Genomic DNA, 23721 nt, shown 5'->3' on the forward strand with positions numbered 1-23721 from the left:
GCCCTGCTGGTCCTGGTCTGCGTCGGTGTGCTCGCCTTCGCCGCCGTGACCGTGAAGAAGCTGTACCAGGGCCAGCGCTGACCCTCGCCGAACACTTTCCGTACACCCTCACAGATCGTCTGAGCCGCTCATGATCGAGATTCCGTCCGACCTCCACCCGGACCTCGTGCCGCTGGCCTTCCTCCTCGGCAACTGGGCGGGTGCGGGCGTCTCCGACTTCCCCGGTGCCGAGAAGTGCAACTTCGGCCAGGAGGTCACCTTCAGCCACGACGGCCGTGACTTCCTCGAGTACGTCTCGCACTCCTGGGTGCTGGACGCCGAGGGCAACCAGGTCAAGCCGCTCGAGTCCGAGTCCGGCTACTGGCGCATCGACAAGGACCGCAAGGTCGAGATCGTCATGGTCCGCGACCAGGGCATCGTCGAGGTCTGGTACGGCGAGCTGGCGAAGCAGAAGCCGCAGATCGACATCGTCACCGACGCGGTGGCCCGCACCGCGGCCTCCGGCCCGTACAGCGGCGGCAAGCGTCTCTACGGCTATGTGAACAGCGACCTGATGTGGGTCGGCGAGAAGTCCACCCCCGACGTGGAGCTGCGGCCGTACATGTCGGCTCACCTGAAGAAGGTCGTCACCCCGGAGGAGGTCGCCGCCATGGCGAAGAGCCTCGGGGACATGCCGGACGACGGCATCGCGTTCTTCAAGTAGGCCCTGCCGGGGCCGTGGAGCGCCGGTCCGGCGGGCCGGCGCTCGCTCCGCCCTACACTGGGCACGTGGTGAGCACCGACTGGAAGACCGATCTTCGGCAGCGTGGCTACCGGCTGACGCCGCAGCGTCAGCTCGTCCTGGAGGCCGTGGACAAGCTGGAGCACGCGACGCCCGACGACATCCTCTGCGAGGTGCGCAGGACGGCGTCGGGCGTGAACATCTCCACCGTCTACCGGACCCTGGAGCTCCTGGAGGAGCTCGGGCTGGTCAGCCATGCCCACCTCGGGCACGGCTCCCCGACGTACCACCTCGCGGACCGCCACCACCACATCCACCTGGTCTGCCGTGACTGCGCGAACGTCATCGAGGCCGATGTCGACGTGGTCGCCGACTTCACGGCGAAGCTGCGGGACACGTTCGGCTTCGAGACCGACATGAAGCACTTCGCGATCTTCGGACGCTGCGCCGACTGCGCGGCGAAGGCCGGTGAACCGGAGGAACCCGGCAGCGCCCGGTAGTCAGGACCCCGCGGGTCGTACGCTGGTCGCATGAAGAGCCCCTTGCTGTCCCTGCCCGGCGCCGTCCCCGCCGAGGGGCGCGACGAAGGCGTCGCCGCGCACTACGGCGACCTGTTCCGTGAGCAACGCGCACTCGCCGACGGCAACGGCCTCGTCGACCTCTCGCACCACGGGGTCGTCACGGTCACCGGCGACGACCGGCTGGCCTGGCTGCACCTGCTGCTCACCCAGCACGTCAGTGACCTCGCGCCCAACCAGGCGACCGAGGCGCTGATCCTCTCCGCCAACGGGCACATCGAGCACGCCCTCTATCTGGTCGACGACGGCACGACGGTGTGGATGCACGCCGAGCCGGAGACCCAGGGCGAGCTGATCGCGTACCTGGAGTCGATGAAGTTCTTCTACCGGGTCGAGGTCGCCGACCGCACCGAGGACATCGCCGTCGTGCACCTGCCGGCCGGCTCCATCGCCGAGGTCCCGGACGGTGCCGCGGTACGGGAGACGGCGCACGGCCGTGACCTCTTCCTGCCCCGCGCCGACCTGGAGGCGTACGCGGCCGAGCACGGCCCGGTGGCCGGGATCCTGGCGTACGAGGCGCTGCGCGTCGAGGCGCACCGCCCGCGCCTGAACTTCGAGACCGACCACCGCACCATCCCGCACGAGCTGGGCTGGATCGGCAGTGCCGTGCATCTGCAGAAGGGCTGCTACCGGGGCCAGGAGACGGTCGCCCGTGTCCACAACCTGGGGAAGCCGCCGCGCCGCCTCGTCTTCCTGCACCTCGACGGCAGCGAGGTGCATCTGCCGGGCCACGGGACGCCGGTCAGGCTCGCCGCCGACGGCCAGGAGGGCCGGCAGCTCGGCTTCATCACCACGTCGGCCCGCCACCACGAGCTGGGGCCGATCGCCCTGGCGCTGGTGAAGCGGAACGTCGCGGTGGACGCGGAGCTGATCGCGGGTGACACCGCGGCGGCCCAGGAGACGGTCGTCGAGCCGTAGGACGAGCCGGAGGACCCGCTACACCTCGACGAGCACGGTGAACGGGCCGTGGTTCGTGAGCGAGACGCGCATGTCCGCCCCGAACCGGCCCGTCTCCACCTGCGCCCCGAGGGCGCGCAGCTGTGCCACGACCTCGTCGACCAGCGGCTCGGCCACCTCGCCCGGCGCGGCGGCGTTCCACGTGGGCCGGCGGCCCTTCCTGGCGTCCCCGTAGAGAGTGAACTGCGAAATGACCAAAAGCGGTGCATTCGCGTCCGAGCAGGACTTCTCGCCCTCCAGGATCCGCAGGGTCCACAGCTTGCGGGCGAGCTGTGCCGCCTTCTCCGCGGTGTCGCCGTGAGTGACCCCCACCAGCACACACAGGCCCTCGCCGACGATCTCGCCGACCGTTCCGGTCCCCGAGGGATCGTCCGCGGCGCCCGCCACGGTGACGCTCGCGCCGTCCACTCTCTGTATCACTGCACGCATACAGACCAACCTATCTTGGGCTGAACGGGTACAGAGCACCTGCGTGAACACCGTGCGTAGTGGCACCATGCACGGTGTCGGTGTGCCGACGCACCGGTCGAGGGGACGGAACATCATGACGACACAGGGAACCGGGCCATCACCCGGTGCCGTACCAGGGACACGTACAGCTGCCGGTCTGCGGCCGCCGGTGCAGCGGACCGGTACCGCGCCGCCCGGCCAGCTGCCCGCCCCACCGCTCGCACAGCTGCCGGGAGCGGTGTCCGTGCCCGGGCAGGCCGGGGGCGGTGCGGTCGAAGGACTGGCCTCCGTACGCCCCCAGCCCGAATTCGGGGGGCTGCGGCTGCCGGACCTGCGCTCCCTGCGCCGTGACGCCCAGCGTGACGAGGCGGACCTCAGCTACGTACGCCGTCTGGTCCAGGGTCGGATCGACATCCTGCGCGCCGAGCTCGCCCGCCGGGTGGACCCCGAGTCGCCCGTCGTGGACCGGCTCTCGGAGATCCTCACCGACACCCCGTCCGTCCACCGCTCCTCCGCCCGGCACGTCACCCTCACCACGCCGCGCAGCGACGAGTACCGCCAACTGGCGGCGGACACGCTCGCGGAGGTCGAGCTCTCCGACCTCGACGCCCGGACGGACGAGGAGCTGTTCACCGCCATGGGACGGCTCGTCCGCTACGAGCGGCAGGTGTCCCGGCGCCGCCACCGGCTCCAGCGGACCGTCGACGATTGCAGCGCGGAGATCGCCCGCAGGTACCGTGACGGGGAAGCACAAGTAGAGGACCTGCTCGCCTGAGGTGACCCTTCGGGGGGCGGGTCACGCCCGTCCCCGGAAGGCCATCACCCCCCATGAGCTCCTCCATAGCCTCGTACGCGTCCTCGTCGCCCGTGCCCCCGGTCCTGGCCGAGGTCGTGCGGTCCGGCTTCACCGAGGGACACCACAGGGGGTCGCTGGTCGTCCTGGCCGCGGACGGGAGCGTGGAGCTCGCGCTCGGCGACCCGGCGGCCCCCGTCTTCCCGCGCTCGTCCAACAAGCCGATGCAGGCCGCCGCGATCCTCCGGGCCGGTCTCGACCTCTCCGGGGAGCGGCTGGCGCTGGCGGCCGCGAGCCACTCGGGCGAGGCCTTCCACCTCGACCTGGTGCGCACGATGCTCGCCGAGCACGGGCTGAAGCCGGACGACCTCCGGACGCCGCCCGATCTGCCCCTGGACCCGGTCGAGGCGGAGGCGTACCTCGCCGCCGGGGGTGTGCGGGAGCCGCTCACCATGAACTGCTCCGGCAAGCACGCGGCGATGCTCGCCGTCTGCGTACGCAACGGGTGGGACACCGCGACGTATCTCGACCCGGCCCACCCGTTGCAGCGGCTGGTCGGCGAGGTCGTCGCGGAGGCGGCGGGCGAGCCCGTCGCGTCGATCGGCACGGACGGCTGCGGGGCCCCGCTGATGGCGATCGGGCTGGTGGGCCTGGCCCGCGCGTTCCGGGCGTTCGTGCTGGCGGAGCCGGGCACGGCGGAGCGCCGGGTCGCGGACGCGATGCGGGCGCACCCCGAGTACGTCGCGGGCACGCGGCGGCCGGACACCTGGCTGATGCGGGAGGTGCCGGGCACGCTCTCCAAGATGGGCGCGGAGGCGGTCCAGGCGGTGGCCCTCCCGGACGGCAGGGCCCTGGCCTTCAAGATCGACGACGGTTCCACCCGCGCGCTGGGCCCGGTGCTGGCACGCGCCCTCGGACTGCTGGGCGTCGACGCCCCGGTGGTGTCCCGCATCGGGCGGGCCCCGCTGCTGGGCGGCGCCGCCGAGGTCGGCGAGATCCGCGCGGCGTTCTGAGCGGGGGCTCCCGGCAGCGGAGGGGGCGGCCGGAAAAGCGGGCGACATCGCGAACGCGTTGTGCCTAGCGTGGGCCGCATGAGCCCTGAGCCGCGTACCGTCTCCGAAGCCGAATACCCCGACTGGCTGCGCGCCGTGGGGACCGGGTTCCTCCGGGCGTCGGCCTCGGTGCCGGAGGAGGAGGTCGCGGTGCGTCTGGCCCACACCGATCTCTCCCGTGTCCAGGGGGTGTTCGACGCCGGACGCTGTGTCGCCACCTTCGCCTCGTTCGCGCAGGAGCTGACCGTCGTGGGCGGCGCGAAGGTGCGGGCCGACGCGGTCACGGGCGTCACGGTGACCCCGACGCACCGCCGGCGCGGGCTGCTCAGCCGGATGATGGCCACGGACCTGGCGGCGGCGAAGGAGCGCGGCGACGTGGTCGCCTCGCTGATCGCCGCCGAGTACCCGATCTACGGGCGGTACGGATTCGGGCCGGCCTCCTGGACCGCCGAGTGGGAGATCGACGTCCCCCGCACGGGTCTGGACCCGCGCGGCCGGGTCCCCTCCGAGGCGGACGGCGGCCGGATCGAGCTGGTGGACGGCGAGGACGTACGCAAGCTGGGCCCCGAACTCCATGGCCGTCTCGCCGCGCGGCAGCACGGCGTGGTCTCCCGGGACGAGCGCTGGTGGCAGCGCGGCACGGGCGTGGACGCACCGGTGTCCGACAAGTGGACGGAGCCGTTCTACGCGGTGTACCGGTCGGCGGACGGCGAGACGGACGGGCTGGTCGTCTACCGCGCCGACGACCACTGGGGCGACCGGAAGCAGCCGCTCAACACGGCGACGGTGGCCGGGCTGATCGCGACGACCCCGCAGGCGGAACGCGCCCTGTGGCACTTCGTCTGCTCCATCGACTGGATCACCACGGTCCGCTCGGGCTACCGCGCGCCCGACGACCTGCTCCCGCTCCTCCTGCCGGACCCGCGCGCCGCCCGCGTCGTGTCCCAGGCGGACTGGCTGTGGCTGCGCGTCCTGGACGTCCCCCGGGCCCTGGAGGCGCGTACGTACGCGACCGAGGGCTCCCTGGTCCTGGACATCCGGGACGGAGCGGGCCTGGCGGGCGGCCGTTTCCTGCTGGAGGCGTCACCGTCCGGCGCCTCGTGCGCCCCCACGACACGCGCCGCCGACCTCACGCTGGACGTGGCGGAGCTGGCCACGCTCTACCTGGGCGACGAGTCGCCGGTGCGGCTGGCGGCGCTGGGCCGGCTCGACGAGCACCGGGCGGGCGCGGCGGCGACGGCGGACGCGGTGTTCCGGACACCACGGCGGCCGTGGTGTCCGGACGTCTTCTGAGGTTCCGCCGCAGGCCTGCCGGCGTCAGCTCCTGAGGAATTCCAGGAGGTCCTCGTTGAACCTCTCCTTGTCGCCGGGAACGAGCGCGATGCCGTGGGAGCTGCCCTGGTACACCTTGAGCGTCGCGTTCTTCACGAGCTCGGCGGCCTTGCGGCCGGTCGCGTCGATCGGCACGATCTGGTCGTCGTCGCCGTGGACGACGAGGGTGGGGATGTCGAACTTCTTCAGGTCCTCGTGGAAGTCGGTCGCGGCGAAGGCGTCCACACAGTCCACGCCGCCCTCGATGGTCTGGGCCATGGCCATGTACCAGAAGGCGTCCTGGTTTCCCCGGGTGACCTTGTTGCCGTCCCGGTTGGCCCCGAAGAACCCGACGGCGGTGTCCTTCCAGAACTGCGAGCGCTCGGCCAGGATGCCGTCCTTGATGCCGTCGAAGACCGACTGCGGCACGCCCTCGGGGTTGTCCGGGCCCTGGAGCATCAGCGGGGTGATCGCGGAGAGGAGCACGGCGGACCTGACGCGGTCCGTGCCGTGCCGCCCGATGTAGCGGGCCAGCTCGCCGCCGCCCATCGAGTGGGCGACCAGGGTGACGTCGCGCAGGTCGAGCCGCGTGAGGAGGTCGTCCAGGTCGTCGGCGAAGGTGTCGAAGTCGTACCCGTCGTAGACCGGCGTCGAGCGTCCGTGGCCCCGGCGGTCGTGGGCGATACCCCGGAAGCCGGCGTCCGCGACGGCCTTGAGCTGGTCCTGCCAGGCGTCGCCGTTCAGCGGCCAGCCGTGGATGAAGACCACGGGGCGGCCCTTGCCCCAGTCCTTGTAGAAGATGTCGACACCGTCGCGGGTCGTACAGATCGGCATGATGCACCTCTCGGGTCTGCGGCAGGGCGGAGCCCTTCTCATCCCCCGTTCCATCCTCCACGCGGTGGCTCCGGGCGCACCTCGGCGGGGTTCCGGTCTCGCCGGCGTGGACCGCCGGCGAGACCGGACTCAGTCGCCCGGCGCGAACAACAGGGCCAGGACGAGTGCTCCGGCACAGGCGAAGTTCGCGTTGCCGACCTTGAGGCCGACGCTGAGCAGCGTGACGCCGACGGTGCCCATGACGCCGTACTTCCACTGAATGATCTGCTCGAGGCCCAGGGTGAACAGGGGCATGGCGGTCACTCCTTCCCAGGTGCGGGATCGGCGCGGATGCGCGCCTCTGGGTGGGGGGAGACCGGCGACTTCGCGCGACGCTGCGCAGGAACCGAACAACTGCCGTACAAGTCCCCCGTTGACTTGTCGTACTTATTCCCTGGACGAGACAGGTCGCAAACTTGTCTGGTTATTTGGTTAGTTGTGGGTTCTGTAAAGGTGGAGGGCGGCTGTCGTGCGTGGCATCTGACCTTGTCAGCCCGGAAGTTGTAGGGTTGCGGGGTGACAAGTCAAGGTTCCGCCCCGCGTGATGCCAAGTTCCAATACCTATGGGTCGCCGACGAGTTGCGCAAGGAGATCAACAGCGGGGCGCATGAGCCCGGTGAGCGTCTCGCGACGCAGGAGGAGCTGGCCACGCGCTTCGGCGTGTCCCGGACGACGGTCAATCAGGCGCTGTCCCTGCTGCGCAAGGAAGAGCTGATCTTCACCCGGCAGGGGAGCGGGTCCTTCGTGGCGCCCGAGCCCGGGGAGCCGCGGCACGTGCCCGCACCCACCAGGAGCCCGGAGGGGGACGTGTGGGCCGTCGTCTCGGAGCGCGTGCCACCTGTCCTGCTCAAGCCGTATCTGGTGGAGGCGTTCGAGGCCAACGTGGTCAAGCTGGACGTCTTCTCGATGACGACGGAGTCGCTCGCCGCCCGGGTCGTCGACCAGAAGGACCGCATCGTCGCCGGAGAGGCCGGCCGGCCCCGCAGCATCACCGCGCGACTGCTGCTCCCGAACACCGAGTCGACGGCGCTGGCGATCCCCAGGCAGGTGTCGGGGGAGGACGACCCCCGGGTGCGCCAGAGGCTCGGCGGGATCCTGCGCAGCCATGTGACGATGCTCCGCTCCGCGCTGTACGAACTCCGCCGGCTCAAGCTGGTGGACGAGGTCTCGGTGCAGGTGCGGATGGTCCCCTTCGCGCCCCAGATGAAGCTGTACATCCTGAACAACCGTGTGGTGCTCCAGGGTTTCTACATCCCGGAGGAGGGCACCGCGACCCTGGAGGACGGCGAAGAGGTGGCGACGTACGACGCCTACGGCACCGGGGCCACGCTGTATCCCTTCCGGGCCTCCGCCGACTCCACTCCCGAGCAGGCCGGGGTGGTGCGGGCGGCGCGGAAGTTCTTCGACGCCACCTGGGACAACCTGGCCACGAAGGTGACGTTCTGACCGTGCACGGCATGACACCCCCTGTGACGGCCACGGCTAGCGGGACCGACGGCGTGAGTGCCGGTCGCGACGCCGACGGCACGGACGCGGCCGCACTCCTCTCGGCGGCGCAGTGCGTCCTCTTCGACTTCGACGGCCCCCTGTGCGATCTGTTCGCCGGCCGCCCGGCCGCCGGGGTGGCGGCCCGGCTGGCCGAGGCCCTGCGCGTGTTCGGCTGCGGCCCCGAGGTGCTGGGCGCCAGGACGGACGACCCGCTGGCCCTGTTGCAGAGGACCGCCAAGCATTACGGGGACGGCCCCGTGACGGATCACGCCGAGCGCTGCCTCACGGCGGAGGAGGCCGGGGCGGCCGAGAGCGCCACACCGACGGAGCACGCGCTGGAGCTGATCGGCGCCCTGGACGCCGGCGGCTGGAGGCAGGCCGTCACGACCAACAACTCGCCCGGTGCGGTGGCCCGTTTCCTGCGCCGGCACGGCTCGGCCGTCCTGGCGGACGAGCACATCCACGGCCGTACGTCCGATCCCGCGCTGCTCAAGCCCGATCCCCACTGCCTGGTCCGCGCCCTGGAATCCACCGGCACCGCCGCTGCGGCGGCCGTGATGCTCGGGGATTCCCCCGCGGACTGCCTGGCCGCGAAGGCGGTCGGTGTACCGTTCATTGGTTATGCGGTGAATGAGCGCAAGCGCCGGGCGCTCGAGGACGTAGGGGCTCGGTGCTCGGTGCGCTCGCTGCGGGGTCTCTACGAAACGGCCCGGCAGCGCGTGCGGTTGAGGGAGCCGGGAGTGGGACCGCTGCCGGTCGGTCTCCGCGGGTAGAGGCAGGCTGCCCGGACGGAGTCACGGTCGGCGGTCACTCGCGGCCCTTCACGGTCGAGGGAGCATGCGGTGACAGTCGACACCACGACGGACGTGCGCGGATATCTGAGGGACCGCCCCGGCGCGCCGTACGACGGGACGCCGATCGAGGGCCCGTACAGAGGTCACTACCGCGAGACGTACGTCTTCGCGCTGCCGGACAGGCCGCTGCGGTGCAAGGTGCACGAGCCGCGCTCGGAGCTGTTCCGCTTCGACCGCACGTGTTTCCTCTCCGAGGACCGGCTGCTGCTGGAGCTGCGGGGCCGCGTGAGCCGGATACCCGAGATCGTCGTCCTCGACGAGCACGTCCTGCTGCAGGGGTTCATCGAGGGGCGGACCCTCGGCGGCGGCCTGCCGGGTGCCCTCTCCCCGCGCCATGCCGGACAACTGGCCGTGCTCTTCGGGGAGCTGGCGGCCCTCGACGCCGGTTCCATAGGTGCGCGGCGGCACTGCGACCCGGCCGGCCACCCGGCCGACGGGGACGCCGGGGCCTTCCTGGACGGTCTGATCACCTTCACCGAGCAGCAGGTCCACCGGCGTCACCACGACCGCTTCGGTTCGCTGTTCCGTGAACTCGGCGTGGGCGAGGGGGCGCTGGACGCCATGAGGAGCCGGGCGGGGCGCCTGACGGGCCGGCCGTTCTCCCTGCTCCACGGCGATCTGCACCGGCTGAACCTCATCGTGGACGCCGCGGACGACCTCTGGACCATCGACTGGGAACTGTCCATGATCGGTGATCCCCTGTACGACCTCGCCACCCATCTGCACCTCATGCGGTACCCGGCCGGGCAGGCCCGGCGGATCGCCCGCCTCTGGGCCGCGGCGGTGGAAGGAGTACGCCCCGAGTGCGCGAAGGGGTGGCGCGGCGATCTGGAGATCCTTCTGGCGTACAAGCGTCTCCAGTCCGTCTACACGGACGTGATCCGGGGCGCCATCGCGCTGGAGCAGCCGGGGCCCGGGCCCGCCCCGGTGCGGCTCCCCGTGACCGCGCACCGGGTCCGCGAGGTGCTGGCGCGGGCCAGGGTGCCCCTCGGCCTCGCCTCCCTGCCGTCCCCGCGCGAGGTCATGGGCGCCTACGACCGCTGGCTCCGGGGGGTCACCGCGTCCGCGTCCTGAAGAGCACCCCCGACAGGGACACGGCCACCAGCAGGATTCCCGCCGCCCACGCGAGCGCTGTCCAGGGGGCGTTGCCGACGGGCTGGTCCAGGAGGAGGCCCCGGAGGGATTCGATGGCCGGGGTGACCGGCTGGTTGTCGGCGAACCCGTGGAGCCAGCCCGGCATGCTGTCGACCGGGACGAACGCGCTGCTCGGGTACGGGAGGAACGACATGAAGAAGGTGAAGCCGCCGGCCGCCTCCGGTGTGCGCGCGAGCAGGCCGATCGCCGCCGAGATCCAGGACAGCGCCACGATGTAGGCGAGGAGCACGGCGGCGACGGCGAGCCAGCCCGCGGCGGTGGCCGCGGGGCGGAAGCCGATGAGCAGGGCCACGGCGAACACCAGCGTGGTGGAGACCAGGTTGCGTACCGTGCTCGCCACGACGTGGCCGGCCAGCACCGGCGTCCCGCCGATGTCCATGGAGCGGAAGCGGTCGATGATGCCGCCCTTCATGTCCTCGCTCACCGCCACGGCGGTGGTGGCCGAGCCGAAGCCGGCGCAGAGGAACAGGACGCCGGGGACGACGTACATGACGTACGAGTCGTAGTCCGCGCCCGTTTCGATCGCGCCGCCGAAGAAGTAGACGAAGATCAGCATCAGCATGATCGGCAGCATCATCGACGTGATGACGGCGTCGATGTTGCGGCGGCTGAGGAGCAGGCTCCGGCCGGTCATGACCGTGGCGTGGGTCAGGGCTCCGGGTGCGTCAGACATGGGCGGGTGCCTCCGTCTTCTCGGCGGTGAGGGCGAGGAACACGTCGTCGAGGGTCGCGCTGTGCACGGAGAAGCGGTCGACGTCGGTGCGGTGCGGGTCGATCTCGTCGAGCAGGGCGCGGGCGTGGGCGGCGGTGCCGTCCGTGGGGATGCCCAGCGTGAGGGTCTCGGGGGAGTGGTGGACGGCGCGGGTCGCGAGCCGGAGGTAGGCCTCACGGCTGCTGAGGACGAGGTCCAGACGGTGTCCCGCGACGCGTGACTTCAGGTCCTCCGGGGTGCCCTCGGCGACGCTGCCGCCCTGGTGGAGCACGGTGATGCGGTCGGCGAGCTGGTCCGCCTCCTCCAGGTACTGGGTGGTGAGCAGCACCGCGGCGCCCCGGCCGGCGAGGTCGCGGACCACCTGCCAGAGCTCGCGGCGGCTGCGCGGGTCGAGGCCGGTGGTGGGCTCGTCGAGGAAGAAGACGCCGGGCTCGGGCGAGCCCACCAGGCCCGCCGCCAGGTCCAGGCGGCGCCGCATCCCCCCGGAGTACGTACGGGCCTGCCGGCGGGCCGCGTCGGTGAGGTCGAAGCGCACGAGGAGTTCCTCCGCGCGGTGCCGGGCCCGGTTGCGGGGCAGGCCGGACAGCCGCGCCATCATCCGCAGGTTCTCCTCGCCGGTCAGCGTCTCGTCCACGGCGGCGAACTGCCCGGTCAGGCTGATGGCGCGGCGCACCCGGGACCGGTCGGTGACGACGTCGTGGCCGGCGACGCGCGCCGTGCCGGAGTCGGCGGTGGTGAGGGTGGCGAGGATCCGCACGGTCGTGGTCTTGCCCGCGCCGTTGGGGCCGAGCAGCGCGTGGATTCCGGCGCGGGCGACCCGGAGGCCGACGCCGTCCAGGACCCGGACCCGGGTCCCCGCCTTTCCGTAGGACTTGGTCAGGCCGTGCGCCTCGATCATGACGTCGTTCGTGGTGGCCGTGGACATGACGATCCCCCTTCTGCGTATGGCATACGCGTTACTGCGTAAGCATTACGCAAACCTAGGATGGTGGCAAGCCAGTACTGGGGAAGGCGGCCTTCGGGTGACGGAGAACAGCAGCGCGTCGGGCGGCACGGGCCTGCCGGCCAGCATCGAGGCCGCGTGGGGACTGCGGGAGCGGCCGGTCAAGGGACCGAAGCCCGGCCTCACGCTGGACCGCATCGTCGCAGCGGCCGTGGAGGTGGCGGCGGCGGAGGGGCTCTCGGCCGTCTCCATGGGCCGGGTCGCCAAGGAACTGGGCGCCTCCACGATGTCGCTCTACCGCTACGTCTCCGCCAAGGAGGAGCTCTACGTCCTCATGCAGGAGGCGGCCATGGGCGTCCCCGAGCCGCTGCCCGCGCTGGAGGAGGGGGCGGGCTGGCGGGAGGCGATCAGCCAGTGGGCGTGGGCCCAGCGCCGGATGTTCGAGCGTCACCTGTGGTCCCTGCGTATCCCGATCGGGGGCCCGCCGGCCAGCCCCCACATGGTGCTGTGGTGGGAACAAGGGCTCCAGGCGCTGGCGGGCAGCGGCCTGTCCCCGGGCGACAAGATCTCGGTCATCCTCCTCGTCTCGGGCTTCGTGCGGAACGAGGCCACGCTCATGAGCGACATCTCCGCCGCAGTCGAGGACAAGGGCGTCTCTGCCGAGGAGTTCATGGCGCGCTGGGAGCGGACGGTGCGCAGGCTCGTCGACCCGGTACGCAATCCGGAGCTGGCCGATCTGCTGGAGACGGGGGTCATGAGCGAACCCGGTGACCCCGACTACGAGTTCGTGTTCGGTCTCGAACGGATCCTCGACGGTGTCGAGGTGCTCATCGAGAAGGGCGCACCGTCATGAGCGCCGAGAAGACCAGCCTGCGCGAGCGGAAGAAGCAGCTGACCTACGAGGCCGTCTCCGAGGCCGCGATCTCGATGTTCCTCGAACGGGGCTTCGACAAGGTCTCGGTGGCCGAGGTGGCGGCGGCGGCCGACATCTCGAAGCCGACGCTCTTCCGCTACTTCCCCGCCAAGGAGGACCTGGTCCTGCACCGGTTCGCCGACCACGAGGACGAGGCCGCCCGGGTCGTCGACGGCCGGCCGGACGGCACCTCCCCGCTGGACGCGCTGCGCCACCACTTCCTCGACGGCCTGGAACGCCGCGACCCGGTGACCGGGCTCTGCGACCACCCGAACGTGCTCGCCTTCCACCGGCTGCTCTACGGGACCCCCTCGCTCGTCGCCCGCCTGTACGCCTACCAGGGCCGCTCCGAGGCCGCGCTCGCCCGCGCCCTCGACCCCGGCACCCCGGTGGCGGCGCGGCTCGCGGCGGGCCAGATCATCGCCGTACTGCGGATCCTGGCCGAGGAGAACTGGCGGCGGATCGACGCGGGGGAGAGCACCGGCCAGGTCTACGCGGACGCGGTGGAGGCCGCCGGCCTGGCCTTCGCACAGCTGGAGAAGGGGCTGCTCATGCCCCGTCCCGGAGAAGCCCCTCGGTGAACACGGCGCGGTGTGCGGCCAGCCACGCCTGGTGGCGGTCCCAGCGCTCCCAGCCGCCGCGTTCCGCGAGGGCGCGCACATAGAGGGGGTCGCCGTCGCGTACCCGCCGCTCGGAGAAGGCGCGGGCCGCCGCCGCGGCCTGTTCGACCGCCGGGAGGAGAGCGGTGCGGTCCTCGGCCGTCAGGCCGTAACCGTCGGCGAGGACGCGGAGCCGGCGAGCCGTGCCGGGATCCTCCGCGAACATCGGCACCCAGTAGCGCGCGGCCGTCGCGACGTCCCAGAGCGGACGGCCGGGAGCGGCCAGGTCGAAGTCGATGAGGGCGGCGGCGTGGCCCTCGCGGAAGACCACGTTCTCCGGACAGACGTCGTTGTGGCACAGGATCAGGGCGGTGTCCGGCAACGAGGCGGCCTCCGGGTCGGCCAGTCCGGCCGGCCACGCGACGGTGTGGTCCACCGGCAGGGAGGCGGACGCCCGGTGCAGCCGCCGCAGCAGTACGCCGACCGAGTGGAGCGCCTCGTCCGTGAGCGACCAGGGCGGGAAGGGCGGGAGCGGCACATCGCCGGGGATGTAGCCGAGCCGCTCGCGGAGGCCGTCACCGCTCGTCCCCAGAGGCGTCGGAGCGCCGTCGAAGCCCGCGGCGGCCAGCGCCCTCAGGTGCGTGTGGAGTGCGGGGGTGTGCGGCTGGGCCGGTCGCTCGACCGTGTCCCCCCGGCGGACGACGGCGCCCGGGTGGGTCATGCCGCCGTGCAGTACTTCTCCCTCGTCCTCGCTCATGCCTCTCCCGGAGTGATGCCGAACGGCCCGTGCACGTCGGCCGGTTCACGGAAATGTACGCCGGTTCATGCCGAGCGCGACGGCCGCGTCGACCTCCTCCCGGCTGTCGCCCACGAAGAGGCACCGGTCCATCGGCACCCCGGCCCGTGCGGCGGCGATCCGTTGGTGACGAGCACCAGCGGCACGCGGGCCCGTATCCGGCGCAGCAGGGCGACGACCGATCCGTCCGCCCGGAACGGCGCCTCGGCGAGCGCTCTGCCCAGCTCCCGGGTCCTGGCCTCGCCGACCCGGCGGGCGAGAGCGAGCGCGATGGCTGCGGCCCACTCCTCCAGGGTGATCCGGCCGAGGAGGAGCGGGAGGTCGACCTCGGGGGCGTACGCGAAGTCCTCCGTGGTGCCCTCCGGCAGGCCGGCCGCCCGCTCCAGTGCGGCCAGGTGCGTCACGTCGTAGAAGCGGACCACGTTGTCGAGGTCGCACAGCACGGCGTCGTAGGCCAGGCCGTGGGTCACCGCTCGGCCTTCTCCGTCACGTCCAGGGCCGCTCCGTACAGCCTCGACACCCGGAGCCTGATCACCACGCGGTGCTCGGCCACGGCCTGCTCCAGGAAGGCGCGTTCGTCCGCCGGGTCGTCGAAACCCGGTGCCAGGGAGGCGAGTTCCCGTCCGACGGCGTCTCCGGCGGCCACGGTCGGCTCCGACACCTCCGCCAGCCCCTCGGCCACGGCGAACGACCAGACGTCGCCGCCGTCGACATGCAGGGAGGCATGAGAGTTCCGCCGCAGGACGCGGGTCTTGAGGCGGCCCTCGGTGGAGGAGACGCGCAGGACGCGCTCGTCGGCGTCCCAGCGGTACAGCACGGTCGACAGGTGCGGATGACCTGTGGAACGGACCGCTGCGAGCACTCCGAACTGCTGCTCCTGGAGGATCCGGGAGAGTGCCCGGTCGGTGAGGGTGCGGGGCGCGGGCCCGCTCTTCGTCTCGTCGGTGGTGTTCACGGTGTGTACCTTTCGGAGTTCGGGGCTCGGAGGCCGGTGTTTCAGGGGCGGGTTGTCGCGGAGCCCGCGGGTCGCAGGACGAGCAATGCCACGGCGAAGGCGGCGACGAGCAGTCCGGTGCCGACGGTGAACGCGAGCTGGTAGCCCTCGGTCAGCGCCTCGGCCCGGCCGTGGCCTTCGCCGAGCAGCTGGTCGGTCCGGGACGCCGCCAGTGTGGTCAGCACCGCTACGCCCATGGCCATGCCGATCTGCTGGGTGGTGTTGAAGACCCCGGAGGCGAGCCCGGCGTCGTCCTTGCCGGCACCGGACATCCCGAGGGACGTCAGTGCGGGCAGCGCCAGGCCGAAGCCGGCCGCGAGGAGCATCACGGGGAGCACGTCGGTGACGTACCGCGCGTCCGCCGGGATCCGGATGAGGAACCCGAGGGCGCCGATCAGCAGGACGATGCCGGTCAGCAGCACGGCGCGCTCGCCGAACCGGGCGTTCAGCCGGGCCGAGACGCCGAGGGAGACGCCGCCTATGACGACGGCGGCGGGGAGCATGGCGAGACCGGTCTCGGCGGCGCCGTAACCGAGGACGTGTCGCAGGTGCAGCGCGACGATGATCTGGAACGAGAACAGCGCGGCCACCATGAGGACCTGGACCAGATTGGCCCCGGCGACACTGCGGGAACGCAGAATCCGCAGGGGCATGAGCGGGGTCCGGGCGGTGGCCTGGCGTACGACGAACGCTCCGAGCAGGGCGAGCGCGACCGCCCCGAGCCCGAGCGTGGGCGCGGAGATCCAGCCGTACTCCTCCACCTTGACCACCGTGTACGTCCCCAGCATCAGGCCCGCCGTCACGAGAGCGGCCCCGATGACGTCGGCGCCGGCGGCGAGCCCGGGGCCACGGTCGGCGGGCAGCACCCGGCGGGCGACGAGGAGGGCCGCCACACCGATCGGCAGGTTGATGAAGAAGATCCAGTGCCAGCTGAGCGCGTCGGTGAGGACCCCGCCGAGCACCTGCCCGATGGACGCGCCCGCGGCGCCGGTGAACGAGAACACGGCGATGGCCCTGGCCCGTTCGCGGGGTTCGTCGAACAGGGTGATGAGGATGCCCAGCCCGACGGCGGAGGCCATCGCGCTGCCGACCCCCTGGAGGAAGCGGGCGGCGATGAGCGTCGCCGGGGTCGTGGCCGCACCGGCCAGCAGGGAGGCGACGGTGAAGACGGCGGTGCCGGCCAGGAACACGCGGGTGCGGCCGATCAGGTCGCCGATCCGGCCCGCGAGCAGGAGCAGGCTGCCGAAGGCGATCAGGTAGGCGTTGACCACCCAGCTGAGGCCGGCGGACGTGAAGCCCAGGTCGCGCTGGATGGTCGGCATGGCCACGGTGACGATCGAACCGTCGAGGGTGAGCGTGAGCATCCCCGCGGCGATCACCGCGAGGGCGAGACCACGGCGGCGGGCGGTCGCACCGGGCACGGTGGGTCCGGCGGTGGCAGGTGTGGAAGTGGTGGCACTGGGGCGGCCTTGCGAGGCATCAACAGCCATCGGTCTTCTCCTGTCGGACGGGTCGACAAGAGAGACCGTAACAGATGGTTCCGTTGCGGACTATATTTTACGGTCCAGACTCCTGCGGTCCGGTCGAAATGATCACCCCTGTCCCTGGCGTGCCCGCCGGACCGGCCGGGGGCTCTCGGAGGGGGTGGCCAGGTGACCCGTGGCCAGCTGGTTCAGTGCGCGCAGCAGTGCCTCGCGGTCACCGTCGGGGAGGGTTCCCAGGGCCTCCCGGTGCACCCGGTCGACGATTTCCTGGCTCTGTGCGGCGACCCGGGCGCCTTCCTCGGTGACGGCGATGATCCGGGCCCGCCGGTCGCGGCTGGAAGGGCGCCGCTCGGCCAGCCCCGCGCTTTCCAGGGCGTCCACGGTCACCACCATCGTGGTCTTGTCCATGTCACCGATCTCGGCGAGCTGGATCTGCGTGCGCTCCTCCTCCAGGGCGTGGACGAGGACGCAGTGCATGCGTGCGGTCAGCCCGATTCCGTCCAGCGCGGCCGCCATCCGGGTCCGCAGGACGTGGCTGGTGTGGTCGAGGAGGAAGGAGAGGTCGGGTGACGTGCGGGCGGTGGGGGTGAGGGCGGTCATGCCGGCCAGCGTAACAATTCGTACCGTGGCAGATCGTCCGCAAGAGGACGTTGGAGCCCCGGACGCTCCTGCTGCGGCAGCCCGCGCCGAGCAGGGACTTCGCGAACGGCTCCCCGGTCCTCTCCGCGTAGGCCACGCGCTCCTTCAGCTCGCGCAGCGTGCGCGGGCGGTGGCGCCCCGCCGTTCGACCGGTTCACGCGCCCCCGGACCGGCGTCCGCGCCTGCGCCACAGGCGGCCGGCCCCCCCGCCGTGGAGGCCGCCGGCGCCGCGGGTGCCCGCCCGACGACGGACCGCCGCCGCGGCCGCTCTCCCACGGCCGGTCGGGCGAGAGCAGCGGGGCCTTGCGCTCGGCCTGCGCCCGGATCTCGTGGTGGGCGTCGTGGGCGGTCACCCGGAACGCCTCGTCGTAGGAGGCCAGCGCCGCGCTGATCGCCGCCCGGGCGGTCCCGCGCCGCCGGACGCGGGACGCCAGCCACCTGAAGAGGCCCATGACGGTGGCGAGCGCGCCCGCGAGTACGAGCAGGGGCAGGAGGTCGCTCACGAGGCCGCCGCCACGGGACCGGCGGCCCCGTCCGGTCTCCGTCCCGCGGTGTCACGCATCCCGGTCGGCTTCGCGGGCCGCGCGCTCCAGCCGGTTCCGGTGGTCCGCCCACCACGCGGCGTCGCCCGGCGGGATGCTGTCGTTGCCCTCGCTCATCCCCACGGCGCCGTCGATGAGTTCCCGGACGATGTCGGCGTGTCCGGCGTGCCGGTGCGTATCGCCGATCACGCGGACCACGGCATGGTGCAGCGTCACCTCGGCCCGGTGGCTCGGCCACCACGGGACGGTGCCGACCGTGTCCAGCGGCAGCGCGTCGAGCGTCGCGTCCGCGTGGGCCCAGGCCCGGCGGTAGAGCCCCACGATCTGCTCACGTGACTCGTCCGCGGTCGCCCACATGTCCGCGTTGGGCTCGGCCCCTTCCTCGACCCACGGCAGCGCCTCGCCGGACGGCCGCCCGAACGTGTCGCCGAGGTAGCCCAGTTCCACACTCGCCACGTGCTTGACCAGGCCCAGGATGTTGGTGCCGGTCGGCGTCAGGGGGCGTCGCGCGTCGTACTCGGAGAGCCCTTCGAGCTTCCAGAGCAGGGCGTCGCGGGCCGACTGCAGGTAGAAGTGGAGGTCGGCCTTGGCGTCAGGTGCGGTCATGCCGCCCAGCCTGCCCCGCCGAAGCCCGTCGCGGGCCGTCGTTGAGAAGTTCCGGACGGCTGGTGGTGGCTTTTGTCTGATTCGGGCGTCCGTAACTTCTCGACGACCTCCGGCTCAGCCGGGCGCCGTGGAGCGTGCGATGCGGTGTGCGGCTTGGGCGGGGGTGAGGTCCGTGGTGTCGATCACCTCGGCCTCGTCGTGCAGCCAGGTGCGCGCCGCCTCCGCGTAGGGCTCGAGGTACTGGAGACGGAACGTGGAGGGGCCGAGGGCGAGGTCCCCCTCGATGCGGCCGCGCAGGGTGTCCTGGTCGGCGTGGAGGACGAAGTGCCGCACCGGGATCCCGTGCCGGGCGAGGCCCGCGCTGATCTCGCGCCAGTACTGCTCGACCAGGACGGTCATGGGCATCACCAGGGTGCCGCCGGCGTAGTCGAGTACGTGGCGGGCGGTCTCGACCACGAGGGGCCGCCACGGCGGCCAGTCCTGGAAGTTGCCCGTCCAGGGCAGCCCCGGCGTGATGTCCATGAGCGTCTCGCCGACCTTCTCGGCGTCGAACACCCGCGAGTCCGGGATCAGCTGCTGCACGAGCGCGCCGGTCGTCGTCTTGCCCGCGCCGTGGGTGCCGTTGAGCCATACGATCATGGGCCGACGCTAGCGCCGCGGGGGCCCTGGGGGCGGGCGCGGCGGGGCTTCGGGACGGCGCTGTGACATGACGCGGAACACTTTTGCAAGCATGCGCTTGCAATAGTTAGCAAGAGTGATGCAGTATCGACCCATGGCATCACTCAACGTCGGCAATCTCGGCGAGTACCTGCGTGAGCAGCGGCGTACCGCGCAGCTCTCCCTGCGGCAGCTCGCCGACGCCGCCGGGGTGTCCAATCCGTATCTCAGCCAGATCGAGCGCGGACTGCGCAAGCCGAGCGCCGAGGTGCTGCAGCAGGTCGCCAAGGCCCTGCGGATCTCGGCCGAGACGCTGTACGTGCGGGCCGGGATCCTCGATGAGCGGGAGCGGGAGGAGCTGGAGACGCGGGCGGTCATATTGGCCGACCCGTCGATCAACGAGCGGCAGAAGAACGTGCTGCTTCAGATCTACGACTCCTTCCGCCGGGAGAACGGTTTCGATGTCGCGCCCGACACCGGCGCCGAGTTCCACGGTGCCGCCGACGCGGAGAGCAGAATCGATGCCGACGCGGAAAGCGGTGCCGACGCGGACGGTGCCGGTCCGGATGCCCGCGGCCCCCGCACGGCCGGCGGCAGTGATGCAGACCCACCAGCGAACTGACTTCTGATGATCCGGGAGGACCACAGTCATGGCCATCACCGATGACCTGCGTAAGACCCTCACCGACCCCACCCCCCTCTACTTCGCCGCCGGCACGGCCGACCTCGCCGTGGAGCAGGCGCGCAAGGTCCCCGCTCTGCTCGACCAGCTCAGGGCCGAGGCGCCCGAGCGGATCGAGGCCGTGCGCAACACCGACCCGAAGGCCGTCCAGGAGCGCGTCACCACGCAGGCCAGGGAGGCTCAGGCCACCGTGCAGGCGAAGGTGACCGAGGTCTTCGGGGCGCTGGACACCGACCTGAAGAAGTGGGGCGAGACCGCCCAGGACCTGGCGCTGCGGAGCGTGGGTGTGGCCGCCGAGTACGCGGTCCGCGCCCGGGAGACGTACGAGAAGGTCGCCGAGCGCGGCGAGCAGAGCGTGCGGACGTGGCGCGGCGAGACGGCCGACGAGATCGTCGAGATCGCCGCCGTCGTCGAGGCGGAGCCGAAGTCCGTGCCGAAGCAGAAGTCCGAGGCGGCGGCCAAGCCGGTGGCGCCCGCCAAGCCGGTGACCCCCGCGAAGCCGGTCGCCGCCAAGCCGGTGGCGCCCGCCGCGAAGAAGCCCGCGCCGAAGGCCGCCGAGTCCAAGGCCGCGCCCGCCGCGACGCCGAAGAAGACGGCGCCCGTGCGCAAGCCCGCGGCGAAGAAGACGACCCCGCCCTCCGCGAAGTAGACGGAGTCGGCGGCCCGGGGTTGCCGGAAGAACGGGCCGGGCACCTTGGGGGTGCCCGGGTCGTTGTCCCGGTACCTTGGCCGCGAGGCGCTCATCCACTGACTAGGCGGTGCTCACCGTGTTGCTCGAAGCATTCGGCTCGTTCCTCCAGCTGCTGTACCTGGCCATGCTCGTCCTGGCCGTGGTCGCGCTGGTCTTCGCCGTGACGGCGCGGGAGGACGCCTACCGGGCCGCGGACAAGCAGAAGAAGTCCTTCTGGCTGATCATCCTCGGCGTCACGGTCTTCGTGAACCTCGTCATCCCGATCCTGTTCCTGCAGATCGCGGGCGTGATCGCGTCCATCGTCTTCATGGTGGACGTCCGGCCGGCGATCAAGGCCGTGTCGGGTGGCGGCGGCAGCCGCGGAGGCTCCAGCAGCGACGGACCGTACGGCCCCTACAACGGCGGGCGCTGAGCGCTCGCCGACGAGGCGGCACCGGGGCGGGAGCGCGACGCGCTCCTGCCCCTCCGTCGTATCCGGGCCTCGTCGCGTTCCAGCAGGAGGACCGCCACGTCGTCGGTCAGCTCGCCGCCGTTCAGCTCCTGCACCTGGGTGACCGCGGCCTCCAGCAGGGCCTCGCCGCCGAGCCCCTGGTCCAGCCGGCCGTTGACCATCGCGACCATGCCGTCCTGGCCCAGCCGCTGGGTGCCCTCCTGCCCGACGCGCCCCTCGATGAGCCCGTCGGTGTACATCATCAGGCTCCAGGAGCCCCCGAGCTCGACCTGCCGGCGCGGCCACCGGGCGTGCGGCAGCAGGCCGAGGGCCGGGCCGCCGTCCTCGTACGGGAGCAGGTGCGCCGCCCGTCCCTGGCGGGCGATGAGCGGTGCGGGGTGGCCCGCGATGCAGAGGCCGGCCCGGCGGCCGTCGGGTGCGATGTCGACGGTGCAGAGCGTCGCGAAGATCTCCTCGCTCTGCCGCTCGTGCTCCAGGACCTGCTGCAGCGTGGAGAGCAGGGCGTCGCCGCAGAGCCCGGCCAGCGTGAGTGCCCGCCAGGCGATACGCAGCTCGACGCCGAGCGCCGCCTCGTCCGGGCCGTGTCCGCAGACGTCGCCGATCATCGCGTGGACCGTGCCGTCCGGTGTGCGGACCGTGTCGTAGAAGTCCCCGCCGAGCAGGGCACGGCTGCGGCCCGGCCGGTAGTGGGCGGCGAAGGCGAGATCGGAGCCGTCGAGGAGCGGGGTGGGCAGCAGTCCGCGTTCCAGCCGGGCGTTCTCCTGGGCGCGCAGCCGGGACTCGGTCAGCTGGTGCTGGGCGGTGTCCGCGCGCTTGCGCTCCACGGCGTACCGGATGGCGCGGCTGAGGAGGCGCCCGTCGAGCTCGTCGCGGAAGAGATAGTCCTGGGCCCCGACCCGTACGGCTTCTGCGGCCCGCTCGGCGTCGTCCTCCGCGGTGAGGGCGAGGACGGCGTGGCGTGGCGCGATGCGCAGGACGTGCTTGAGGGCGGCGAGCCCGTCCGGCCGGCCGGGCTCGCCGTCGCGTGCGCCGGCGGGCAGCGCGGCCGTCTCCAGGTCGAGGTCGAGCAGGATGCAGTCGACGTCGTCGGTGAGCAGCCGTCCGGCCTCGGTGAGGTTACGGGCGGTACGGACGCGGATCCGGGCCCCGGCCGTGGACGACAGCTCGGGGACGGCGAAGGTGCCCGCAGGGTCGTCCTCGATCACCAGGAGTGTGAGGCCGGCGCCATGAGTGGTCTCCGCAGCGGGAACGGCACGTTGCTGCGGTACGGGTACGGGCATCGGTTCGGGTTTCCTTCCCTCCCCCCGAGGGCGCGGCGGGACGACGATCGACGACCCGCCGACGGGGACGATAGCGGTCCGCGGCAGGGGAACGGAATGGCGTCTGCCGATCATCCTTCGTCATATGCGCGCCCATAAGCCGTTTCCTGCCACGGATCCGGCGGGATGGGCGCGCACGAAACGGACATGGGGCCATGACGAACATCACGCGCTCGACACGCGCTGCGCACAATTCGCCGGGCGGTCCCCGGAACGCCTACTTGTCGGGCCGGACCACGCCCAGGATCTGCATGGAGCCCGCGCCCGTGAGCGTGACATCCCGGCCGGGCCGGGGGGCGTGCACGATCGAGCCGTCGCCGACGTACATCCCGACGTGGCTGGCGTCGCTGTGGTAGATGATCAGGTCGCCGGGGCGCATGTCCTCGATGTCGATGTGGGGCAGCTGCCGCCACTGCTCCTGCGATGTCCGGGGGATCGGCTGCTTCGCCGCCGCCCAGGCCTGCGAGGTCAGCCCCGAGCAGTCGTACGAACCGGGGCCCTCGGCCCCCCACACGTACGGCTTGCCGATCTGGGCGGTCGCGAAGGCCACCGCCTGCTTGCCGGCGGCGCTCGCCTCGCGGTTGATGTCCTTGAGCGCGCCGGAGGAGAGCCAGGCCGCCTGCGCCGTGGAAGCGGCGTCCTTCTCCAGCTGGAGGAGCCGGGCCCGCTCCTCCTTCGCCAGCTGCGATTCGAGCTTCTCCGCCGCCGCGATCTGCGCGTCGATGCTCTTCTTGGCCTTGGCCTGCTTGGCGCGACCGGCCTCGATCTTCTCCAGGTTGAGATTGGCGTCCTTGGTGTATGTCTCCAAGTCCTCCTGGGCCTGCTCCAGTTCGGTCAGCATGCCTTTGGTGGCCTGCTGGCCCTGCCTGGCCTGGTTGATGCCGTCCATGAAGAGGTCCGGACTGCCGCTCAGCATCAGCTGCGCACCCGGGGGGAGTCCGCCGTTGCGGTACTGCTCGCGGGCCTGGGCGCCTGCCCTGTCCTTGAGTTCGGCGATCTTCGCCTGGCCGTCGGCGATCGACTTGGTCAGCCGGGCGATCTCGCCGGACTGCTTCTTCGACTGCTCCTCGGCGAGGTTGTACGCGTCCGTCGCCGCCCCGGCCTTGCGGTAGAGGGTGTCGATCTCCTCGCGGACCTCATCGAGGCTCTTCTTCGGGGAGGCGGAGGAGGTGGCCGTGGGGCCGGGCTCGGGTACCGGGGCCGCCATGGCCTGGACCGGCGCGGTCAGCAGGGCCAGTGCGCAGACCAGGGTGATCGCGGCAGCGGCACAGTGGCGTCGGTTCACAAGCTCCCCCTCCGGGCGAAAGGCAACGAAAGCCGTATCGCGTACATCTGACTTACCGTCAGTAACAATTCCGTGACGACGCGATCGTGCCATGTCGTCCCGTAAAGCAACAGAGGTCCGCGTCACCCTCCCCGTCACACAAGGGGACGAACGGTGATCCGCCGGTGTTCCCGGAT

General features: G+C 71.8%; 27 protein-coding genes and 1 pseudogene. 14 read left to right on the forward strand and 14 right to left on the reverse strand.

Annotation, left to right across the window (positions count from 1 at the left end; translation table 11 throughout):
* Positions 1–130: 130 nt before the first annotated feature.
* The 3 genes from ACIP63_RS07620 (at position 131) to ACIP63_RS07630 (ending at position 2217) form a co-directional block, all read left to right on the forward strand.
* Complete coding sequence (locus ACIP63_RS07620; RefSeq protein WP_401512406.1) at positions 131–703, forward strand: FABP family protein; 573 nt, start codon at positions 131–133, stop codon at positions 701–703.
* Positions 704–768: 65 nt separating this feature from the next.
* Entirely contained in the window at positions 769–1221 is a 453-nt protein-coding gene (locus ACIP63_RS07625; RefSeq protein ID WP_401512407.1) for a Fur family transcriptional regulator, read from the forward strand.
* A 30-nt stretch (positions 1222–1251) separates the two neighbouring features.
* The gene (locus ACIP63_RS07630; protein ID WP_401512409.1) at positions 1252–2217 is read left to right on the forward strand and encodes a YgfZ/GcvT domain-containing protein; all 966 of its coding nucleotides are present in this window, start codon (positions 1252–1254) and stop codon (positions 2215–2217) included.
* An 18-nt stretch (positions 2218–2235) separates the two neighbouring features.
* On the opposite strand, the gene dtd is transcribed toward ACIP63_RS07630, so the two are convergent.
* A complete protein-coding gene (gene dtd, locus ACIP63_RS07635) occupies positions 2236–2685 on the reverse strand; it encodes a D-aminoacyl-tRNA deacylase (protein ID WP_401512410.1) in 450 nt (149 codons plus the stop codon).
* 115 nt (positions 2686–2800) lie between these two features.
* On the opposite strand from dtd, the gene ACIP63_RS07640 reads away from it, so the two are divergent.
* From ACIP63_RS07640 to ACIP63_RS07650, 3 genes are all read left to right on the forward strand, one after another.
* Complete coding sequence (locus tag ACIP63_RS07640; RefSeq protein WP_401512412.1) at positions 2801–3481, forward strand: ABC transporter substrate-binding protein; 681 nt, start codon at positions 2801–2803, stop codon at positions 3479–3481.
* Positions 3482–3534: 53 nt separating this feature from the next.
* Positions 3535–4512 (forward strand): asparaginase, encoded by a 978-nt coding sequence (locus ACIP63_RS07645; protein ID WP_401512414.1) that lies wholly within the window; start codon positions 3535–3537, stop codon positions 4510–4512.
* Between the two features lie 78 nt (positions 4513–4590).
* Positions 4591–5844 (forward strand): GNAT family N-acetyltransferase, encoded by a 1254-nt coding sequence (locus ACIP63_RS07650; RefSeq protein ID WP_401512416.1) that lies wholly within the window; start codon positions 4591–4593, stop codon positions 5842–5844.
* A 24-nt stretch (positions 5845–5868) separates the two neighbouring features.
* On the opposite strand, the gene ACIP63_RS07655 is transcribed toward ACIP63_RS07650, so the two are convergent.
* Positions 5869–6696 carry an alpha/beta fold hydrolase gene (locus ACIP63_RS07655; RefSeq protein WP_401512418.1) on the reverse strand — a complete coding sequence of 276 codons (828 nt, stop codon included), beginning with the start codon at positions 6694–6696 and terminating at the stop codon, positions 5869–5871.
* Positions 6697–6825: 129 nt separating this feature from the next.
* The gene (locus tag ACIP63_RS07660; protein WP_362932645.1) at positions 6826–6990 is read right to left on the reverse strand and encodes a hypothetical protein; all 165 of its coding nucleotides are present in this window, start codon (positions 6988–6990) and stop codon (positions 6826–6828) included.
* A gap of 261 nt (positions 6991–7251) precedes the next feature.
* On the opposite strand from ACIP63_RS07660, the gene ACIP63_RS07665 reads away from it, so the two are divergent.
* The 3 genes from ACIP63_RS07665 to ACIP63_RS07675 all read left to right on the forward strand — a co-directional run bounded on the left by ACIP63_RS07665 (position 7252) and on the right by ACIP63_RS07675 (position 10151).
* Positions 7252–8181, forward strand: a complete 930-nt coding sequence (locus tag ACIP63_RS07665; RefSeq protein ID WP_401512420.1) for a GntR family transcriptional regulator — start codon at positions 7252–7254, stop codon at positions 8179–8181.
* Positions 8182–8192: 11 nt separating this feature from the next.
* A complete protein-coding gene (locus ACIP63_RS07670; protein WP_401512422.1) occupies positions 8193–8996 on the forward strand; it encodes an HAD family hydrolase in 804 nt (267 codons plus the stop codon).
* A 69-nt stretch (positions 8997–9065) separates the two neighbouring features.
* Positions 9066–10151 carry a phosphotransferase family protein gene (locus ACIP63_RS07675; protein ID WP_401512424.1) on the forward strand — a complete coding sequence of 362 codons (1086 nt, stop codon included), beginning with the start codon at positions 9066–9068 and terminating at the stop codon, positions 10149–10151.
* Here ACIP63_RS07675 and ACIP63_RS07680 read toward each other — a convergent pair.
* Positions 10132–10905, reverse strand: a complete 774-nt coding sequence (locus ACIP63_RS07680; RefSeq protein ID WP_401512426.1) for an ABC transporter permease — start codon at positions 10903–10905, stop codon at positions 10132–10134. The genes ACIP63_RS07675 and ACIP63_RS07680 overlap by 20 nt on opposite strands.
* Positions 10898–11869, reverse strand: a complete 972-nt coding sequence (locus tag ACIP63_RS07685) for an ATP-binding cassette domain-containing protein (RefSeq protein WP_401512428.1) — start codon at positions 11867–11869, stop codon at positions 10898–10900. The genes ACIP63_RS07680 and ACIP63_RS07685 overlap by 8 nt, the downstream gene beginning before the upstream one ends.
* A gap of 97 nt (positions 11870–11966) precedes the next feature.
* Between ACIP63_RS07685 and ACIP63_RS07690 the strand changes: the two genes are divergently transcribed.
* Positions 11967–12740: a TetR/AcrR family transcriptional regulator gene (locus ACIP63_RS07690; protein ID WP_401512429.1), complete on the forward strand. Its 774-nt coding sequence runs from the start codon at positions 11967–11969 to the stop codon at positions 12738–12740.
* Positions 12737–13381, forward strand: coding sequence for a TetR/AcrR family transcriptional regulator (locus tag ACIP63_RS07695; protein ID WP_401512431.1), 645 nt, complete (start codon positions 12737–12739; stop codon positions 13379–13381). The genes ACIP63_RS07690 and ACIP63_RS07695 overlap by 4 nt, the downstream gene beginning before the upstream one ends.
* Here the strand turns inward: ACIP63_RS07695 and ACIP63_RS07700 are convergent.
* The 7 genes and pseudogenes from ACIP63_RS07700 to ACIP63_RS07730 all read right to left on the reverse strand — a co-directional run bounded on the left by ACIP63_RS07700 (position 13350) and on the right by ACIP63_RS07730 (position 19099).
* Positions 13350–14156: a phosphotransferase enzyme family protein gene (locus ACIP63_RS07700; protein ID WP_401512432.1), complete on the reverse strand. Its 807-nt coding sequence runs from the start codon at positions 14154–14156 to the stop codon at positions 13350–13352. The genes ACIP63_RS07695 and ACIP63_RS07700 overlap by 32 nt on opposite strands.
* Positions 14153–14665 (reverse strand): annotated as a pseudogene (locus ACIP63_RS07705) (HAD family hydrolase). Before ACIP63_RS07705 ends, ACIP63_RS07700 begins: the two are co-directional and overlap by 4 nt.
* Positions 14662–15150, reverse strand: a complete 489-nt coding sequence (locus tag ACIP63_RS07710; protein ID WP_401512434.1) for a TIGR03618 family F420-dependent PPOX class oxidoreductase — start codon at positions 15148–15150, stop codon at positions 14662–14664. Before ACIP63_RS07710 ends, ACIP63_RS07705 begins: the two are co-directional and overlap by 4 nt.
* A 41-nt stretch (positions 15151–15191) precedes the next feature.
* On the reverse strand, positions 15192–16553 hold the full coding sequence (locus tag ACIP63_RS07715) for an MFS transporter (protein ID WP_401514998.1): 1362 nt from the start codon (positions 16551–16553) through the stop codon (positions 15192–15194).
* Between the two features lie 228 nt (positions 16554–16781).
* Complete coding sequence (locus ACIP63_RS07720; protein ID WP_401512436.1) at positions 16782–17273, reverse strand: MarR family winged helix-turn-helix transcriptional regulator; 492 nt, start codon at positions 17271–17273, stop codon at positions 16782–16784.
* A 593-nt stretch (positions 17274–17866) separates the two neighbouring features.
* A complete protein-coding gene (locus ACIP63_RS07725; RefSeq protein ID WP_401512438.1) occupies positions 17867–18460 on the reverse strand; it encodes a DinB family protein in 594 nt (197 codons plus the stop codon).
* A 114-nt stretch (positions 18461–18574) separates the two neighbouring features.
* Positions 18575–19099: an ATP-binding protein gene (locus tag ACIP63_RS07730; RefSeq protein WP_401512440.1), complete on the reverse strand. Its 525-nt coding sequence runs from the start codon at positions 19097–19099 to the stop codon at positions 18575–18577.
* Between the two features lie 133 nt (positions 19100–19232).
* Between ACIP63_RS07730 and ACIP63_RS07735 the strand changes: the two genes are divergently transcribed.
* The 3 genes from ACIP63_RS07735 (at position 19233) to ACIP63_RS07745 (ending at position 20902) form a co-directional block, all read left to right on the forward strand.
* Complete coding sequence (locus ACIP63_RS07735) at positions 19233–19739, forward strand: helix-turn-helix domain-containing protein (protein ID WP_362932679.1); 507 nt, start codon at positions 19233–19235, stop codon at positions 19737–19739.
* A 28-nt stretch (positions 19740–19767) separates the two neighbouring features.
* Positions 19768–20448 carry a hypothetical protein gene (locus tag ACIP63_RS07740; protein WP_401512442.1) on the forward strand — a complete coding sequence of 227 codons (681 nt, stop codon included), beginning with the start codon at positions 19768–19770 and terminating at the stop codon, positions 20446–20448.
* Positions 20449–20566: 118 nt separating this feature from the next.
* Positions 20567–20902, forward strand: a complete 336-nt coding sequence (locus tag ACIP63_RS07745; RefSeq protein ID WP_401512443.1) for a DUF2516 family protein — start codon at positions 20567–20569, stop codon at positions 20900–20902.
* Here the strand turns inward: ACIP63_RS07745 and ACIP63_RS07750 are convergent.
* Together ACIP63_RS07750 and ACIP63_RS07755 are read right to left on the reverse strand one after the other, a co-directional pair.
* On the reverse strand, positions 20884–22221 hold the full coding sequence (locus tag ACIP63_RS07750) for a PP2C family protein-serine/threonine phosphatase (RefSeq protein WP_401512445.1): 1338 nt from the start codon (positions 22219–22221) through the stop codon (positions 20884–20886). The two genes, ACIP63_RS07745 and ACIP63_RS07750, sit on opposite strands and share 19 nt — an antisense overlap.
* 256 nt (positions 22222–22477) lie before the next feature.
* Positions 22478–23545, reverse strand: coding sequence for an NlpC/P60 family protein (locus ACIP63_RS07755; RefSeq protein WP_401512447.1), 1068 nt, complete (start codon positions 23543–23545; stop codon positions 22478–22480).
* Positions 23546–23721 lie beyond the last annotated feature (176 nt).

The sequence above is a fragment of the Streptomyces sp. NPDC088746 genome, from assembly GCF_044751065.1.
GTDB lineage: Bacteria > Actinomycetota > Actinomycetes > Streptomycetales > Streptomycetaceae > Streptomyces.

Excerpts from the sequence above, each read along its gene's own strand:
- ACIP63_RS07620 (WP_401512406.1), top strand. The coding sequence starts at position 131 with ATGATCGAGATTCCGTCCGACCTCCACCCGGACCTCGTGCCGCTGGCC.
- ACIP63_RS07630 (WP_401512409.1), top strand. The coding sequence starts at position 1,252 with ATGAAGAGCCCCTTGCTGTCCCTGCCCGGCGCCGTCCCCGCCGAGGGG.
- dtd (WP_401512410.1), bottom strand. The coding sequence starts at position 2,685 with ATGCGTGCAGTGATACAGAGAGTGGACGGCGCGAGCGTCACCGTGGCG.
- ACIP63_RS07640 (WP_401512412.1), top strand. The coding sequence starts at position 2,801 with ATGACGACACAGGGAACCGGGCCATCACCCGGTGCCGTACCAGGGACA.
- ACIP63_RS07645 (WP_401512414.1), top strand. The coding sequence starts at position 3,535 with ATGAGCTCCTCCATAGCCTCGTACGCGTCCTCGTCGCCCGTGCCCCCG.
- ACIP63_RS07650 (WP_401512416.1), top strand. The coding sequence starts at position 4,591 with ATGAGCCCTGAGCCGCGTACCGTCTCCGAAGCCGAATACCCCGACTGG.
- ACIP63_RS07655 (WP_401512418.1), bottom strand. The coding sequence starts at position 6,696 with ATGCCGATCTGTACGACCCGCGACGGTGTCGACATCTTCTACAAGGAC.
- ACIP63_RS07660 (WP_362932645.1), bottom strand. The coding sequence starts at position 6,990 with ATGCCCCTGTTCACCCTGGGCCTCGAGCAGATCATTCAGTGGAAGTAC.
- ACIP63_RS07670 (WP_401512422.1), top strand. The coding sequence starts at position 8,193 with ATGACACCCCCTGTGACGGCCACGGCTAGCGGGACCGACGGCGTGAGT.
- ACIP63_RS07680 (WP_401512426.1), bottom strand. The coding sequence starts at position 10,905 with ATGTCTGACGCACCCGGAGCCCTGACCCACGCCACGGTCATGACCGGC.
- ACIP63_RS07685 (WP_401512428.1), bottom strand. The coding sequence starts at position 11,869 with ATGTCCACGGCCACCACGAACGACGTCATGATCGAGGCGCACGGCCTG.
- ACIP63_RS07695 (WP_401512431.1), top strand. The coding sequence starts at position 12,737 with ATGAGCGCCGAGAAGACCAGCCTGCGCGAGCGGAAGAAGCAGCTGACC.
- ACIP63_RS07700 (WP_401512432.1), bottom strand. The coding sequence starts at position 14,156 with ATGAGCGAGGACGAGGGAGAAGTACTGCACGGCGGCATGACCCACCCG.
- ACIP63_RS07715 (WP_401514998.1), bottom strand. The coding sequence starts at position 16,553 with ATGCTCACGCTCACCCTCGACGGTTCGATCGTCACCGTGGCCATGCCG.
- ACIP63_RS07720 (WP_401512436.1), bottom strand. The coding sequence starts at position 17,273 with ATGACCGCCCTCACCCCCACCGCCCGCACGTCACCCGACCTCTCCTTC.
- ACIP63_RS07725 (WP_401512438.1), bottom strand. The coding sequence starts at position 18,460 with ATGACCGCACCTGACGCCAAGGCCGACCTCCACTTCTACCTGCAGTCG.
- ACIP63_RS07730 (WP_401512440.1), bottom strand. The coding sequence starts at position 19,099 with ATGATCGTATGGCTCAACGGCACCCACGGCGCGGGCAAGACGACGACC.
- ACIP63_RS07735 (WP_362932679.1), top strand. The coding sequence starts at position 19,233 with ATGGCATCACTCAACGTCGGCAATCTCGGCGAGTACCTGCGTGAGCAG.
- ACIP63_RS07740 (WP_401512442.1), top strand. The coding sequence starts at position 19,768 with ATGGCCATCACCGATGACCTGCGTAAGACCCTCACCGACCCCACCCCC.
- ACIP63_RS07750 (WP_401512445.1), bottom strand. The coding sequence starts at position 22,221 with ATGCCCGTACCCGTACCGCAGCAACGTGCCGTTCCCGCTGCGGAGACC.